Consider the following 14,453-nt stretch of genomic DNA (forward strand, 5'->3'; position numbering starts at 1 on the left):
GAAGAATTGGAGAGTATAGATGCCGAAAGAAGTGAATTTGACGGGCGATCAGGTAGTCGCTTTAACGAGAGAATATTTAACAAAGGAAGACGTTGCTTTTGTACAAAAAGCATTGATTTATGCAGTTGATTGTCATAGTGGGCAGTTTCGGAAATCAGGTGAGCCCTATATTATCCATCCCATTCAGGTAGCAGGAATTTTGGCTAAGCTCAAGCTGGATGCCGTAACCGTTGCCTGCGGTTTTTTGCATGACGTTGTTGAAGACACAGATGCGACACTGGATGATCTGGAGAGAGAGTTCGGTCATGATGTTCGGATAATCGTTGATGGGGTGACCAAGCTCGGTAAGGTAGAGTACAAATCACTCGAGGAACAATTAGCTGAAAATCACCGCAAGATGCTCATGGCCATGTCTGAGGATATCCGTGTTATCTTGGTTAAATTATCGGACCGTTTGCACAATATGCGGACTCTCAAACACCTTCGAAAGGACAAGCAAGAACGGATCTCCAGAGAAACCATGGAAATTTACGCACCACTAGCTCATCGTTTAGGGATTTCTAGTGTCAAGTGGGAGTTGGAAGATCTATCTTTCCGTTACCTCAATCCAACTGAGTTTTACAAGATTACCCACATGATGAAGGAAAAACGCAGAGAACGTGAGGCTTTGGTCGATGAAGTCGTAACCAAGTTGGAAGAGTATGCTACCGAACGCAATCTCAAAGGGAAAATCTATGGTCGTCCTAAGCATATCTATTCGATCTATCGCAAGATGCAGGATAAGAAGAAACGCTTTGAGGAGATTTATGACCTGATTGCCATTCGCTGTATCTTAGATACCCAGAGTGATGTTTACGCCATGTTGGGTTATGTGCATGAACTTTGGAAACCCATGCCAGGTCGCTTCAAAGACTATATCGCTAATCGTAAGGCCAACGGTTACCAGTCTATCCATACGACCGTTTATGGACCAAAAGGGCCGATTGAATTCCAGATTCGGACCAAGGAAATGCACGAAGTGGCTGAGTACGGGGTAGCAGCTCACTGGGCTTATAAGAAAGGCATTAAAGGTCAGGTCAACAGCAAAGAATCCGCTATTGGAATGAACTGGATCAAGGAGATGATGGAGCTCCAAGACCAGGCTGATGATGCAAAGGAATTTGTGGATTCTGTTAAAGAAAACTATCTGGCGGAGGAGATTTACGTCTTTACCCCAGATGGTGCGGTTCGCTCCCTTCCGAAAGATTCAGGACCGATTGACTTTGCCTATGAAATTCATACCAAAGTCGGTGAAAAAGCGACTGGTGCCAAGGTCAATGGCCGTATGGTTCCGCTAACAACCAAGCTTAAGACAGGGGATCAGGTTGAAATTATCACCAACCCCAACTCCTTTGGACCGAGTCGTGACTGGCTCAACATGGTCAAGACCAGCAAGGCGCGCAACAAGATTCGCCAGTTCTTTAAAAATCAAGACAAGGAATTATCTGTAAACAAGGGCCGTGAGATGCTGATGGCCCAGTTCCAAGAAAACGGTTATGTGGCCAATAAATTCATGGACAAGCGTCATATGGACGAGGTCCTTCAAAAGACCAGCTACAAGACAGAGGAAGCTCTCTATGCTGCCATTGGTTTTGGAGAAATTGGCGCTATTACCGTCTTTAACCGTCTGACTGAAAAGGAACGTCGTGAGGAAGAACGTGCCAAGGCCAAGGCGGAAGCAGAAGAGCTTGTCAAAGGTGGCGAAGTCAAGGTTGAAAACAAAGAAACCCTCAAGGTCAAGCATGAGGGTGGTGTGGTGATTGAAGGGGCCTCGGGTCTCCTAGTTCGGATTGCCAAGTGTTGCAATCCAGTTCCGGGTGATGACATTGTTGGCTACATTACCAAAGGTCGTGGTGTAGCTATTCACCGTGTGGACTGTATGAACCTTCGCGCCCAAGAAAACTATGAGCAACGTCTCCTTGATGTGGAATGGGAAGATCAATTCTCAAGCAAGGAATACACTGCCCACATTGATATCTATGGTCTCAACCGTACAGGGCTCTTAAATGATGTTCTGCAAGTTCTCTCAAACACGACCAAGAATATCTCAACTGTTAATGCTCAACCAACCAAGGATATGAAATTTGCCAATATCCATGTCTCCTTTGGTATTTCCAACCTCTCTACACTGACTACAGTCGTGGATAAGATTAAGAGTGTGCCAGAGGTCTACTCTGTCAAACGGACCAATGGCTAATTCTCCCCTCAGTTACTAGAAAGGCTATTATGAAAATCATTATCCAACGGGTTAAAAAAGCCCAAGTGAGTATCGAAGGTCAGGTTCAGGGAAAAATCAATCAGGGGCTCTTATTACTGGTCGGTGTTGGCCCAGAGGACCACGAGGAAGATTTGAATTATGCTGTGAGAAAGCTTGTCAATATGCGGATTTTTTCAGATGCAGAAGGCAAGATGAATCTGTCTATTAAGGATATTGAGGGGGAAATCCTTTCTATTTCTCAGTTTACCCTCTTTGCAGATACTAAGAAGGGCAATCGTCCAGCTTTTATAGGAGCAGCCAAGCCTGATAGGGCAGCTGCCTTCTATGACACTTTCAACCAAAAGCTAGCTCAGGAAGTGCCCGTTCAGAAAGGTATCTTTGGAGCGGATATGCAGGTAGAGCTGGTCAATGACGGACCGGTCACCATTATCCTTGATACAAAAAATAGATAAGAAAACCAAGCCTTGTCGGCTTGGTTTTTGTTTAGAAACACTCCCATAAAGAAATGTGTTTGTTGTAAAAGTCGGGATAGTTTTCTCTTAGGTGGCTAGCCGTCAGATAATAAAAAGTAGAATGGCAAGAAGTAAAGACTGGAGTAAGAGAGTAGAAATATTGAGGGCCAGTGATGGATAAAAAGACAAATAATAGAAAATCGCTGATGAGCACTCCTAAATAGTAGAAGCGAATTTTTTTGTTCATCTGAGGATAAATCTCAGAGAAATGTTTTTTGAGTCGATTGACCAAGCGAAATAGCAGTAGTCCTTGAGCAAGGATGAAAATGAAGCAAAAAATCAGGCCTCTCTCCAAAGAAAGTTCGTATCGGGGTCTGAAAGTTACCAACAGTAGCAAATCGCTGACTACAATGGCTGCAAAATGGATTCTAAAGAGCTTTTTCATAGGAAGACCTCCCTCTTTTATCTACCTTCATTCTACACCAAATGAATGGGAGTTGCAACTAACATAATAAAAAATCCCTGAAAGGAATTTCTTTCAGGAATAAGGGCTTAGTTGATTTTTTCGACATAGAGTTGTTTGGCGATATCGATGCTAACTTGGAGATCTTCACCTCTGTTGACCAGTGTAAAAGTATTGGAAAAATTATCAAACTGCTTGACATGGACTTGGTCACCGATATGAATTTCATGCTTTTCTAAGTATTTAAGCAAGTCAAAACTATCGTGAACCCGAGTCAGAAGATAGGTTCCAGCTTCCTTGGTCTCTGCTAGAGGTAGGTTGTTGATTTCAACCAAGAGTTCTCCCTCGGCTGGTATGGTTCCACCGTGGGGGCAGGTTTGAGGGAAACCAAGCAGTTTATCCAGTCTCTTTACAAAAAGGTCGGAGACAGTGTGTTCTAGGACCTCAGCTTCTTCGTGGATCTGATCGCTAGTATAGTCCAGATGGTGAACTAGAAAGACTTCAATCAAACGGTGTTTTCGATAGAGCTCAGAGACCAGTTTGAGACCAATATCTGTCAATAGATAGCCATTCTCCTTATCCTTGAGGATGAGATTTTCACTTTTCATGCGTTTGATCATCTCTGTTACAGCAGGCGGAGAGACCTGCATACGGGCAGCAATTTCTTTGTTGGTGATTTTTTGCATGTCCGTACCGATTTCATAAATACATTTTAAATAATCTTCTTTATTTGGAGTCATTCGTTTCCTCTTGTTCCTTCTCTCCATCTAGTATACCAAAAAAAGCTAGATTTCTCTAGCTTTCTGCTATAATGCTTGTGATTTTAGTCTAGTTCCTTAACTGCAGCAATGGCAGCTTCAAAGTTTGGCTCCGTGTTGATATTGTCAACGTATTCTACATAACGGATGATATTGTCAGCATCGAGAACAAAGACGGCACGAGCAAGGAGATGCCATTCGTTGATCAAGAGCGCATAATCACGTCCGAAAGAATGGTCAAAGTAGTCTGAAAGCATGATGGCATTGTCAAGGCCTTCAGCCCCACACCAGCGTCCTTGGGCAAATGGTAGGTCCATAGAAACAGTCAGAACGACAGTATTGTCAAGGTTGGCTAGTTCTTGGTTGAAGCGACGTGTTTGCGTTGAGCAGATACCAGTATCGATAGAAGGGACAACACTCAAGACCTTTTTCTTCCCATCAAAGTCGGCAAGACTTTTTTTAGAGAGATCGGTTGTAGTGAGGGAAAAGTCGAGCGCCTTGTCTCCGACTTGTAGTTGTTTACCTGTAAAGGTTACAGGATTTCCTAGAAAAGTGGTCATGAAACTACTCCATTCTTTTTTCTTTCATTTTACCTAGAATTGTCAGATTTTTCCAATGATTTGACCGGAAAGTGTAAAAAAACGCCAATTCCGTGAGAACGACGTTTTTTAATGGATTACTTAGACAAACCTTCAGCAATCTTGTCAAGGTTGTATTTCATCATGTTGTAGTAGCTGTCACCTTCTTTACCTTCTTCAGCGATTGAGTCAGTAAAGATTTGTGCGTAGATTGGGATATTTGTGTCTTGTGAAACGGTCTTCATTGGACGGTCATCGACACTTGATTCAACAAAGAGTGATGGAACTTTTGTTTGGCGAAGTTTTTCAACCAAGGTCTTGATTTGTTCAGGAGTCCCCTCTTCTTCCGTGTTGATTTCCCAGATGTAGGCACTTGGAACTCCGTAAGCTTTAGAGAAGTATTTGAAGCATCCTTCGCTGGTTACGATGAGTTTCTTCTCAGCAGGGATATTGTTAAATTTCTCTTTGGCTTCCTTGTCCAGTTTGTCTAGTTTTTCAGTATAGTCTTTGAGATTTTTTTCGTAGAATTCCTTGTTGCTAGGGTCTTTTGCAATGAGCTGTTTAGCGATATTTTTAGCATAAATCATCCCATTTTCAAGGTTGAGCCAAGCGTGTGGATCTTCTTTGCCTTTCTCGTTTTGGCCCTCAAGGTAGATAACATCAACGCCTTCGCTAACTGCAAAGTAGTCTTTGTTTTCAGTTTTCTTGGCATTTTCTACTAATTTGGTAAACCAAGCATTGCCACCTGTTTCAAGGTTGATACCGTTATAGAAAATCAAATCAGCTTGAGAAGTTTTCTTAACGTCTTCAGGAAGTGGTTCGTATTCGTGTGGGTCTTGACCAACAGGAACGATACTGTGAAGATCAATCTTGTCACCAGCGATATTCTTGGTAATATCAGCGATGATTGAGTTTGTAGCAACAACTTTTAGTTTTTGACCAGAAGCTGCATCTTTTTTTCCGCTAGTACATGCGACAAGAGCAATAACAGAAAGAAAGAGAACAAGCAATGTACCTAATTTTTTCATTAGATTCCTCCAATTTATTGGGACTTTGCCCCTTATTTTAACAAATGTTTATTTTTTAGTTTCAAATATCGTTGTTTTGGAGCGATAAAGAAGCTAATGAGAAAGAAACTAGCAGCTGTGAGCACGATGCTCGATCCTGCTGCAAGATTTAAGCTATAGCCGATAAAGAGTCCCACAACAGAAGCAAGGGCTCCGAGACTTGATGAAAGGAAAATCATGCTCTTTAGGCTATTAGCATAGAGATAAGCCGTCGCAGCTGGGGTGATCAGCATGGCTACGATAAGAATAGTTCCAACACTTTGCATGGCGGTGACGGACACAAGAGTCAAGAGCACCATGAGCAGATAGTGGTAGAAATTGACGGGCATTCCCATGGCTTTAGCCAGGAGTTCGTCAAAGGATGTAATCAATAGTTGTTTAAAGAAAATCCCGATAATCAAAAGAATCAACGCCCCCATACCAATGGTAATCCACATGTCTGTATCTTGGACAGCGAGGATATTCCCAAAAAGGATATGGAAGAGGTCTGTCGAACTCTTGGCAACACTAATCAAGATGACACCTAAGGCTAAGAAAGATGAAAAGGTAATACCAATGGCAGTGTCACTCTTGATGATAGAGTTTCCCTTGATGTAGGTAATGATGATGGAAGCCATCAAACCAAAGATGATCGCTCCAATAAAGAAATCAATTCCCAGAATAAAGGAAAGGGCTACGCCAGGCAAAACTGCGTGAGAGATGGCATCTCCCATGAGAGACATTCCACGCAGGATGATAAAACATCCCACAGCTCCAGCAACGACTCCGATGACAATAGCTGTGATCAAGGCGTTTTGTAGGAAATGGAAATTTTGTAATCCATTGATAAATTCTGCTATCATAGGTCACCTCCATTGAAAAAGAGTTTGCTACCATAAGCCTTTTTGAGATTGGTCTCGGTAAAGGTTTCTTCGGTCGGACCAAGGTCTATTAATTCTCGATTGAGAAGCAAAACTTGGTCGAAATAATGGGGGACTTTACTGAGGTCATGATGGACGATGAGAACTGTTTTACCAGCTTTTTTAAGGTCTCTCAGCGTATTCATGATAATCTCTTCACTGATCGAGTCAATCCCGACAAAAGGCTCATCTAAAAAGATGTAGTCAGCTTCCTGCACTAAGCAACGGGCAATCAAAACACGTTGGAATTGTCCTCCTGAGAGCTGGCTGATTTGGCGATCAGCATAGTCTGAGAGTCCAACGATTTCAAGTGCATCTGCCACTTTTTTCCAGTGGCTGGCTTTTAAGGTGTGAAAGAGCGGTATGGATGGATAGAGTCCTAGAGAGACACATTCCTTGACCTTGATAGGGAAATTGTAGTCGATATGGATTTTTTGCTCGACATAGGCAACTCGATTTAAAGATTTCTTGACTTCTTTGTCGTCGAGAAAGGCCTGACCTTCATGTGGGATAATTCCCAACATACCTTTTAATAAAGTTGATTTTCCAGCACCATTTGGACCAATAATTCCGGTAATCGTTGGTCCTTGGAGCACTAGTGAGATATCCTTTAGTGCCAACGTTTCTTTGTAGGAGACACTGAGGTGTTCAATACGTATCATAACAAATTCCTCCCTCCCATATTTAATATACATTAAAAAAAAAATTAAGTCAAGTTAATTTTTAAAAAATTTAATAAAATAACAATAAAATGAAAGATACAAGAAATTTATTTTTGATTGCATTCCCTAGATTTTTTTGCTAAGCTAGGAATAAGTGAAAAAATGAAAGCGAGAACAAGATGACACGTTATCAAGACGATTTTTATGATGCAATCAATGGCGAATGGGAAAAAACAGCTGTCATTCCAGCTGATAAATCTCGAACAGGTGGTTTTATTGACCTTGACGAGGAAATTGAAGAGTTGATGCTGGCGACTACGGACAAGTGGTTGGCAGGTGAAGAGGTTCCAAAGGATGCTATCCTCGCCAACTTTGTTAAGTATCATCGTATGGTACGTGATTTTGATAAGAGAGAAGCAGATGGGATTAAGCCCGTCCTTCCTCTACTCAAGGAATACCAAGACTTGGAGAGTTTTGCGGATTTTACCAGCAAACTGGCAGAGTTTGAACTAGCTGGTAAGCCAAATTTTCTTCCTTTTGGTGTTTCACCAGACTTTATGGATGCCAGAACAAATGTTCTCTGGGCAAGTGCACCAGGAACAATCTTGCCAGATACAACCTACTACGCTGAAGACCATCCTCAGCGTGAGGAACTCTTGACTCTTTGGAAGGAAAGTAGTGCAAATCTTCTCAAAGCCTATGATTTTTCAGATGAGGAAATTGCAGACTTATTAGAGAAACGATTGGAATTGGACCGTCGTATCGCAGCGGTGGTTCTTTCTAACGAAGAAAGTTCAGAATATGCCAAACTTTACCATCCATATGCCTTTGAAGATTTCAAGAAATTTGCCCCTGCCCTACCTTTGGATGATTTCTTCCAAGCAGTTCTTGGACAAACTCCAGATAAGGTTATCGTAGATGAGGAACGTTTCTGGCAAGCAGCAGATCAATTCTATAGTGAAGAAGCGTGGCCTCTACTCAAAGCAACCTTGATTTTGGGTGTGGTGAATCTCTCAACAAGCTACCTCACAGACGAGATTCGTGTCTTGTCAGGTGCTTATGGTCGTGCCCTTTCAGGTGTTCCAGAAGCTCAGGACAAGGTCAAGGCGGCTTATCACTTGGCCCAAGGTCCTTTCAAGCAGGCTCTGGGTCTCTGGTATGCGCATGAAAAATTCTCTCCAGAAGCTAAGGCAGACGTAGAGAAAAAAGTAGCGACTATGATTGACGTTTATAAGGAACGCTTGGCTAAGAACGACTGGCTCACGCCTGAAACACGTGACAAGGCCATTGTCAAACTCAATGTCATCAAGCCTTATATCGGTTATCCAGAGGAGTTGCCGGAGCGCTACAAGGACAAGGTAGTGGACGAAACTGCCAGTCTCTTTGAGAATGCCCTAGCCTTTGCGCGTGTGGAAATCAAGCACAGCTGGAGCAAGTGGAACCAACCGGTTGATTACAAGGAGTGGGGCATGCCAGCACATATGGTTAATGCCTACTACAATCCTCAGAAGAACTTGATTGTCTTCCCAGCTGCCATTTTGCAGGCTCCATTCTATGACTTGCATCAGTCGTCTTCTGCCAACTACGGTGGTATTGGGGCTGTTATTGCCCACGAGATTTCTCACGCCTTTGATACAAATGGAGCTTCCTTTGATGAAAATGGTAGCCTCAAGGATTGGTGGACTGAGAATGACTATGCTGCCTTCAAGGAAAAGACTCAGAAAGTTATCGACCAGTTTGATGGTCAAGAATCTTACGGCGCAAGGATCAACGGAAAACTAACCGTATCAGAAAACGTTGCTGACCTAGGAGGGATCGCTGCAGCCCTTGAAGCTGCCAAGAGAGAGCCAGACTTTTCTGCTGAAGAATTCTTCCACAATTTTGCTCGTATCTGGCGTATGAAAGGCCGTCCGGAGTTGATGAAACTCATGGCCAGTGTCGATGTGCACGCACCAGCCAAACTCCGTGTCAATGTCCAAGTACCAAACTTCGATGACTTCTTTACAACTTATGACGTCAAAGAAGGCGATGGTATGTGGCGTTCACCAGAGGACCGTGTGATTATTTGGTAAAACAAAAACCAAGGATAGCATCCTTGGTTTTTTGCTTGCTAGAAAAAGGGATTAAAGGTCTTTTCGTGAGCGATAGTCGTAGCTGGACCATGCCCAGGATAGACATCGTAGTTAGGAAGAGTGAAGAGTTGCGTCTGAATGCTATGGAGGAGTTGTTCCGTGCTACCTGTAGGAAGGTCTGTACGACCGATGGTTTCTCGGAAAAGAGCATCTCCCGTCATGACTAGATGGGAGTCAGGAAAGACGAGGGAAACGCCGCCGATAGAGTGCCCTGGAGTCGGTAGAATGGTAAAAAGAAACTCTTCGATCTGGTATTCCTCATGATAGACATAGGTGTGTTCAGCTGGTTTGCAGACGACATCAGCCATATCATCATGACGAGGTAGGCCAGAGAGATTGCCAACGGGAGTATAGAGCCAGCTGGCTTCACTTTCTGCTACATAAACGGGGGGATTTCCAAAAGCTTCACGCACTAAGTCCAGACTCATAATATGGTCGTAGTGGGTGTGGGTCAGGAGAATCGCGCAGACTGGTTTGTTGATTTTTTCAATAGTCTTGCGAATAGATTCCCAATGGCTACCTGGGTCAACCACAATTAGGTGTTGATCCCCTTCCAGGTAATAAGTGTTTTCATAGGCAACGGGATTCACGGTTTTATGGATTTTCATACTGGCTCCAATCTCAAAGAATGTACTAAACTAAGTATAGCATAGAAGAGGATACTTAGGGTATCAAAAAGTCTTTTTCGTGCTTTGACGATTTTTCCAAGCTTGATAGCGGGTGTCAATCAAGAGTTGGGTTAAGCGCCCCATGGTTTCTCTTTCTTCGGGAGTGAGGGATTGAGCTTGTACAAAGAGTTGATGAATGTGTTCAATGGCATTGAAGGAAGAAAGATCGTTGATAGAGGAGATGCCCGCATCGAGAATGATTCCAAAAAAGAGGTCAAAGTAGAGCTGCAGTTCTTCGTCAGGAACTGTTTCAACCCATTCCTTGAAGGTTGTATCGACTTGCTGACTATCACTATTGGTCTCGTCTAGTTGGACAAAGTGTTTGTCTTCAATCTGCCAACTAAAGGTGTCGTGCTGGGCAAGGCCACCTAAGGCGGTGCTTCGAACGACGATTTTTTTATCCGGAATTTCCAGCATCATCCCGATGATAGACCCTTGTGGGATAAATACTTTCATTCTTTCCATCATGTTTTGATAGCCAGGTGTTTCGGTTAGTTCCTTGTGAAGCCCAGGTGCATCAAAAGTATAGACAGCGATAATGTTTTTCTGCAAGTTTGAATCAAGTTGACTGGCAGCATAGACAGCTAAATTGCCCCCTTTTGAGTGTCCTGTTAGAATAACCTTTTGGTTAGGATGTTGGGAAAAAAAGTCCTCTAAATACTGGAGGGCATGTTTTTGAGCAGGGATTTCCTTCATATAGGTCATATGGAAATCTTCTTTCCAACCAATGATACTATCATCCGTTCCGCGAAAAACAAGCAAATAGGTATCGAGACTGATACGATAAGTCATGGCCGCAAACTGTTTTTGCAATTCAGGATCGATATCGTTGATAAAGTTTGAGAGCTTGCAATTTTTAAAGCGTTTGTGTTGAGCGAGCTGATCCAACAACTGGAGACGGTTTTTATTGGTCAACATCGTCGTGTCTCTAGGGATTTGAGGTGCTAGATCTATGAGACGCTTTGGTTCTTGAGTGACTACATCATCGAAATCAAGATAGGTCAACTCAGTCAAGGCAAGAATATCTAACTCGTTCACGGGGAGGTCATAAAAGGAATCGTATGCTACATCATTGAGGTAGTCAAAAATATTGGCCATAAAAGCTCCTTTCTCTATGTTTATCCTATCACATTTACCAAGAATTAGCTAGTAGGCTTACTAGATTTTGCTATATTGCTAGCGAGCTGGTTTAAATACAGGTTTGCATTTTATCCATGGGGAAAATCTGTTATAATAAGAGCAAAGGAGGAGCGCATGCACAAGATTTTACTAGTAGAAGATGACCAAGTTATTCGGCAACAAGTGGGGAAACTGCTCTCTGAGTGGGGCTTTGAGGTCATTTTGGTAGAAGATTTTATGGAAGTATTGAGCTTATTTGTCCAGTCAGAGCCTCATTTGGTCCTCATGGATATTGGCCTGCCACTCTTTAATGGTTACCACTGGTGCCAGGAGATTCGTAAGATTTCTCAGGTACCTATCATGTTTCTGTCTTCGAGAGATCAGGCGATGGATATTGTCATGGCGATCAATATGGGTGCGGATGACTTTATAACCAAACCTTTTGACCAGCAGGTGCTCCTTGCCAAGGTTCAGGGCTTGTTGCGCCGTTCCTATGAGTTTGGCCGAGATGAAAGTCTGCTAGAGTATGCGGGTGTGATCCTCAATACCAAGTCTATGGACTTGCACTATCAGGGGGAAGTTCTGAGTTTGACCAAGAATGAATTTCAAATTTTGCGGGTCTTGTTTGAACATGCTGGCAATATCGTGGCGCGTGATGACCTGATGCGGGAACTCTGGAATAGCGACTTTTTCATCGATGACAATACCTTGTCTGTCAACATTGCTCGCTTGCGCAAAAAGTTGGAGGAGCAAGGCTTAGCAGGCTTTATCGAAACCAAGAAAGGGATAGGGTACGGACTGAAACATGCTTGATTGGAAACTATTTTTTCTGGCCTATCTGCGTTCTCGCAGTCGTTTTTTTGTCTATATTTTTTCATTGGGTTTTCTTGTTTTTCTCTTTCAGTTTTTATTCGCTAGTATAGGATTTTATTTCTTCTATTTTTTCCTCCTCAGTAGCTTTTTAACCCTTTTATTTTTGGTTTGGGATATTTTTGCAGAAGCTCAGATTTACCGGCAGGAAGTACTGTATGCTGAAAGAGACCCAAAGTCTCCTTTGGAATGTGTGCTAGCGGAAAAACTCGAAGAGCGTGAGTCTGAATTGTATCAAAAGAAGTCAGAAGCCCAAAGTAAACTGACGGATTTGCTTGACTACTACACCTTGTGGGTTCATCAGATCAAGACCCCCATTGCGGCTAGTCGACTTTTAGTGGCAGAAGTTTCTGATCGGGAGGTCAAGCAGCAACTGGAACAGGAAATCTTTAAGATTGACTCCTATACCAATCTGGTGTTGCAGTATCTTCGTTTGGAAAGCTTCCACGATGACTTGGTATTTGAAAAGGTTCAAGTGGATGACTTAGTTAAGGAAGTGGTTCGTAAGTATGCTCTTTTCTTTATCCAAAAGGGACTGACGGTCAATCTACATGACCTTGACAAAATCATCGTGACCGATAAGAAGTGGCTGTTGGTCGTCATTGAACAAATCCTCTCAAACAGCCTCAAATACACCAAGAAAGGTGGACTAGAGATTTATATGGAAGGCCAGGAGCTCTGTATCAAGGATACGGGAATCGGGATTAAAAACAGTGATGTGCTCCGAGTCTTTGAACGTGGCTTTTCAGGATACAATGGCCGTTTGACCCAACAGTCCTCTGGACTTGGACTTTATCTATCTAAGAAAATTTCTGAAGAACTGGGTCACCAGATTCGTATCGAGTCTGAGGTCGGAAAAGGAACGATAGTGCGGATTCAGTTTGCTCAAGTGAACTTAGTCCTTGAGTGAGAAGAGTAGATAAGAGCCCAGGATAAAACAACTGGGCTTTTCTATCTTTAACCGTGTAGCCTAGTAAATTATTTTATCTACTATAAACAAATCTCTGAGGGATATGAAGACCACAAACGAACAGGTAGGTCTAGATCAAAAGCAGATTAAGCAAACCATTAACAAGCAAATCTTGCCAGTTTTCTTCCTTCCTGTAATTTTTGCATTTCTCCATTGGCCTTTGCTTATCATATGCTTAGTTTAGTTCTCAAGGTCATTGAAGTAGTCGATGATACCATGAGGTTGACGATAACTTTCTCTATCTGTTCAATTGATAGATTTCTTCAGAGAAAGACTGTAAAATTTTTGATATAATGCTAAGGATGGACTGACGGATATTTAAAGGATAATTTTCAAAAGAATAACAGGTGAGAATTAAAAATATGTAAGATTGGACAGAAGTCTCTCTACCATCATCCAAGCAGAAACAAGATTATATGAAATAAAAGGAGTAACCAATGACCGGAAACTATTCAACACGTGAATACCGTGAGAAATTATATGATGATCTTCATGTTCGATTAAGAGATACAGTGATTTTGATGTGTGCGATTTTTATTGCCTCTATCGGCCTAAATATGAATTCAACAGCTGTCATTATTGGAGCCATGCTGATTTCCCCTCTTATGACATCGATTGTTGGACTCGGATTTGGTTTAGCTATTTTTGATACGCGTTTAATCAAGCAATCTCTAGAGGTCTTATTTACTCAAGTATTGGTCAGCTTGCTTGTCTCGGCTCTGTATTTCTGGATTTCTCCCTTATCTTATGAAAGTAGTGAATTGATTGCACGAACCTCTCCAACCATTTGGGATGTTCTCATTGCTATTGCAGGTGGGATAGCAGGTGTAATTGGGTCAAGGAAAAAAGAAGCAAACAATATCGTGCCAGGAGTAGCCATCGCAACAGCTTTGATGCCACCTATCTGTACTGCAGGCTATGGTTTAGCTAATGGAAATGTACGATTTTTATTTGGGGCTCTCTATCTTTTCTTGATCAACTGTGTCTTTATCATGCTAGTCAACATTGTTGGAACAAGAATTTTGATGAGAAAATCTCCCTTAAGTTCATTTAAAGAGCTAAACATTAAAATGAAAATTGGCTTGACATCCTTGATTGTATTATTGGTTCTTCCAGCCAGTTATTCAGCAGTCACTCTGTCGATAGATCAAGCGCGAAAAGAAGGGATCAAACAGTTTGTAGCCAAAGAGTTCGCCAATCACACGGTCATTAATCAAGTCTACAAGTCAAGGAACAATGAATTGGTTTTGACGGTTGTTGGAGATCCGATTTCAGACGAAGAATTAGAAACGCTCCACCAAAAACAGGCCTCTTACGGTATTCAATCTGTTCAATTAAAAGTCAATCAAGTCCATAATTCGACAAAATTAGACAGTGATACGACCAAGGAATTTTATGAAACCATTAACAAGTATATCGATCAAAAACTCTCTGAAAAGGATTCACAAAAAGATCTCGTAAAAGAAAAGGAAGCAGATAAGGATTGAGGATAGTCAACTTTTCTAACTCATGGAAGCAAATTTTGGGAGGATATCCTATATCCAACAGTTAGTGGATA

14 protein-coding genes and 1 pseudogene are annotated in these 14,453 nt (G+C 42.2%); 7 read left to right on the top strand and 8 right to left on the bottom strand.

Going from position 1 to position 14,453, the window contains the following annotated elements; genetic code table 11:
• Positions 1-19 precede the first annotated feature (19 nt).
• Together M1F56_RS02060 and dtd are read left to right on the top strand one after the other, a co-directional pair.
• The gene (locus M1F56_RS02060) at positions 20-2,236 is read left to right on the top strand and encodes a RelA/SpoT family protein (RefSeq protein WP_001123780.1); all 2,217 of its coding nucleotides are present in this window, start codon (positions 20-22) and stop codon (positions 2,234-2,236) included.
• A gap of 29 nt (positions 2,237-2,265) precedes the next feature.
• Entirely contained in the window at positions 2,266-2,709 is a 444-nt protein-coding gene (dtd, locus tag M1F56_RS02065) for a D-aminoacyl-tRNA deacylase (RefSeq protein ID WP_247916695.1), read from the top strand.
• Between the two features lie 31 nt (positions 2,710-2,740).
• Here the strand turns inward: dtd and M1F56_RS02070 are convergent, their stop codons facing one another.
• The 6 genes from M1F56_RS02070 to M1F56_RS02095 form a co-directional block, all read right to left on the bottom strand.
• Entirely contained in the window at positions 2,741-3,154 is a 414-nt protein-coding gene (locus M1F56_RS02070; protein ID WP_247916696.1) for a hypothetical protein, read from the bottom strand.
• A 107-nt stretch (positions 3,155-3,261) separates the two neighbouring features.
• A complete protein-coding gene (locus M1F56_RS02075; RefSeq protein ID WP_247916697.1) occupies positions 3,262-3,912 on the bottom strand; it encodes a metal-dependent transcriptional regulator in 651 nt (216 codons plus the stop codon).
• An 83-nt stretch (positions 3,913-3,995) separates the two neighbouring features.
• Entirely contained in the window at positions 3,996-4,490 is a 495-nt protein-coding gene (tpx, locus tag M1F56_RS02080; RefSeq protein ID WP_000206532.1) for a thiol peroxidase, read from the bottom strand.
• Positions 4,491-4,606: 116 nt separating this feature from the next.
• On the bottom strand, positions 4,607-5,536 hold the full coding sequence (locus M1F56_RS02085; RefSeq protein WP_000733090.1) for a metal ABC transporter substrate-binding protein: 930 nt from the start codon (positions 5,534-5,536) through the stop codon (positions 4,607-4,609).
• 32 nt (positions 5,537-5,568) lie between these two features.
• Complete coding sequence (locus M1F56_RS02090) at positions 5,569-6,417, bottom strand: metal ABC transporter permease (RefSeq protein ID WP_000559797.1); 849 nt, start codon at positions 6,415-6,417, stop codon at positions 5,569-5,571.
• The gene (locus M1F56_RS02095; protein ID WP_247916698.1) at positions 6,414-7,136 is read right to left on the bottom strand and encodes a metal ABC transporter ATP-binding protein; all 723 of its coding nucleotides are present in this window, start codon (positions 7,134-7,136) and stop codon (positions 6,414-6,416) included. Before M1F56_RS02095 ends, M1F56_RS02090 begins: the two co-directional genes overlap by 4 nt.
• A gap of 179 nt (positions 7,137-7,315) precedes the next feature.
• On the opposite strand from M1F56_RS02095, the gene M1F56_RS02100 reads away from it, so the two are divergent.
• Positions 7,316-9,208, top strand: a complete 1,893-nt coding sequence (locus M1F56_RS02100) for a M13 family metallopeptidase (protein ID WP_247916699.1) — start codon at positions 7,316-7,318, stop codon at positions 9,206-9,208.
• 38 nt (positions 9,209-9,246) lie between these two features.
• Here M1F56_RS02100 and M1F56_RS02105 read toward each other — a convergent pair whose 3' ends face one another.
• Positions 9,247-9,876: an MBL fold metallo-hydrolase gene (locus M1F56_RS02105; RefSeq protein ID WP_247916700.1), complete on the bottom strand. Its 630-nt coding sequence runs from the start codon at positions 9,874-9,876 to the stop codon at positions 9,247-9,249.
• 63 nt (positions 9,877-9,939) lie between these two features.
• A complete protein-coding gene (locus M1F56_RS02110; RefSeq protein ID WP_247916701.1) occupies positions 9,940-11,034 on the bottom strand; it encodes a DUF2974 domain-containing protein in 1,095 nt (364 codons plus the stop codon).
• A gap of 156 nt (positions 11,035-11,190) precedes the next feature.
• On the opposite strand from M1F56_RS02110, the gene M1F56_RS02115 reads away from it, so the two are divergent.
• The 4 genes and pseudogenes from M1F56_RS02115 (at position 11,191) to M1F56_RS02130 (ending at position 14,382) form a co-directional block, all read left to right on the top strand.
• Positions 11,191-11,868, top strand: a complete 678-nt coding sequence (locus M1F56_RS02115) for a response regulator transcription factor (RefSeq protein WP_247916702.1) — start codon at positions 11,191-11,193, stop codon at positions 11,866-11,868.
• The gene (locus tag M1F56_RS02120; protein ID WP_247916703.1) at positions 11,861-12,835 is read left to right on the top strand and encodes a sensor histidine kinase; all 975 of its coding nucleotides are present in this window, start codon (positions 11,861-11,863) and stop codon (positions 12,833-12,835) included. Before M1F56_RS02115 ends, M1F56_RS02120 begins: the two co-directional genes overlap by 8 nt.
• A 75-nt stretch (positions 12,836-12,910) precedes the next feature.
• Positions 12,911-13,189 (top strand): annotated as a pseudogene (locus M1F56_RS02125) (ABC transporter permease); the annotation flags it as partial.
• A 143-nt stretch (positions 13,190-13,332) separates the two neighbouring features.
• On the top strand, positions 13,333-14,382 hold the full coding sequence (locus tag M1F56_RS02130) for a DUF389 domain-containing protein (RefSeq protein WP_247916704.1): 1,050 nt from the start codon (positions 13,333-13,335) through the stop codon (positions 14,380-14,382).
• The last annotated feature ends 71 nt before the right edge of the window (positions 14,383-14,453 follow it).

Origin of the sequence: Streptococcus oralis, from assembly GCF_023109005.1 — a bacterium.
GTDB classification, from domain to species: domain Bacteria; phylum Bacillota; class Bacilli; order Lactobacillales; family Streptococcaceae; genus Streptococcus; species Streptococcus oralis_BU.

Excerpts from the sequence above, each read along its gene's own strand:
- M1F56_RS02060 (WP_001123780.1), top strand. The coding sequence starts at position 20 with ATGCCGAAAGAAGTGAATTTGACGGGCGATCAGGTAGTCGCTTTAACG.
- dtd (WP_247916695.1), top strand. The coding sequence starts at position 2,266 with ATGAAAATCATTATCCAACGGGTTAAAAAAGCCCAAGTGAGTATCGAA.
- M1F56_RS02070 (WP_247916696.1), bottom strand. The coding sequence starts at position 3,154 with ATGAAAAAGCTCTTTAGAATCCATTTTGCAGCCATTGTAGTCAGCGAT.
- M1F56_RS02075 (WP_247916697.1), bottom strand. The coding sequence starts at position 3,912 with ATGACTCCAAATAAAGAAGATTATTTAAAATGTATTTATGAAATCGGT.
- tpx (WP_000206532.1), bottom strand. The coding sequence starts at position 4,490 with ATGACCACTTTTCTAGGAAATCCTGTAACCTTTACAGGTAAACAACTA.
- M1F56_RS02085 (WP_000733090.1), bottom strand. The coding sequence starts at position 5,536 with ATGAAAAAATTAGGTACATTGCTTGTTCTCTTTCTTTCTGTTATTGCT.
- M1F56_RS02090 (WP_000559797.1), bottom strand. The coding sequence starts at position 6,417 with ATGATAGCAGAATTTATCAATGGATTACAAAATTTCCATTTCCTACAA.
- M1F56_RS02095 (WP_247916698.1), bottom strand. The coding sequence starts at position 7,136 with ATGATACGTATTGAACACCTCAGTGTCTCCTACAAAGAAACGTTGGCA.
- M1F56_RS02100 (WP_247916699.1), top strand. The coding sequence starts at position 7,316 with ATGACACGTTATCAAGACGATTTTTATGATGCAATCAATGGCGAATGG.
- M1F56_RS02105 (WP_247916700.1), bottom strand. The coding sequence starts at position 9,876 with ATGAAAATCCATAAAACCGTGAATCCCGTTGCCTATGAAAACACTTAT.
- M1F56_RS02110 (WP_247916701.1), bottom strand. The coding sequence starts at position 11,034 with ATGGCCAATATTTTTGACTACCTCAATGATGTAGCATACGATTCCTTT.
- M1F56_RS02115 (WP_247916702.1), top strand. The coding sequence starts at position 11,191 with ATGCACAAGATTTTACTAGTAGAAGATGACCAAGTTATTCGGCAACAA.
- M1F56_RS02120 (WP_247916703.1), top strand. The coding sequence starts at position 11,861 with ATGCTTGATTGGAAACTATTTTTTCTGGCCTATCTGCGTTCTCGCAGT.
- M1F56_RS02130 (WP_247916704.1), top strand. The coding sequence starts at position 13,333 with ATGACCGGAAACTATTCAACACGTGAATACCGTGAGAAATTATATGAT.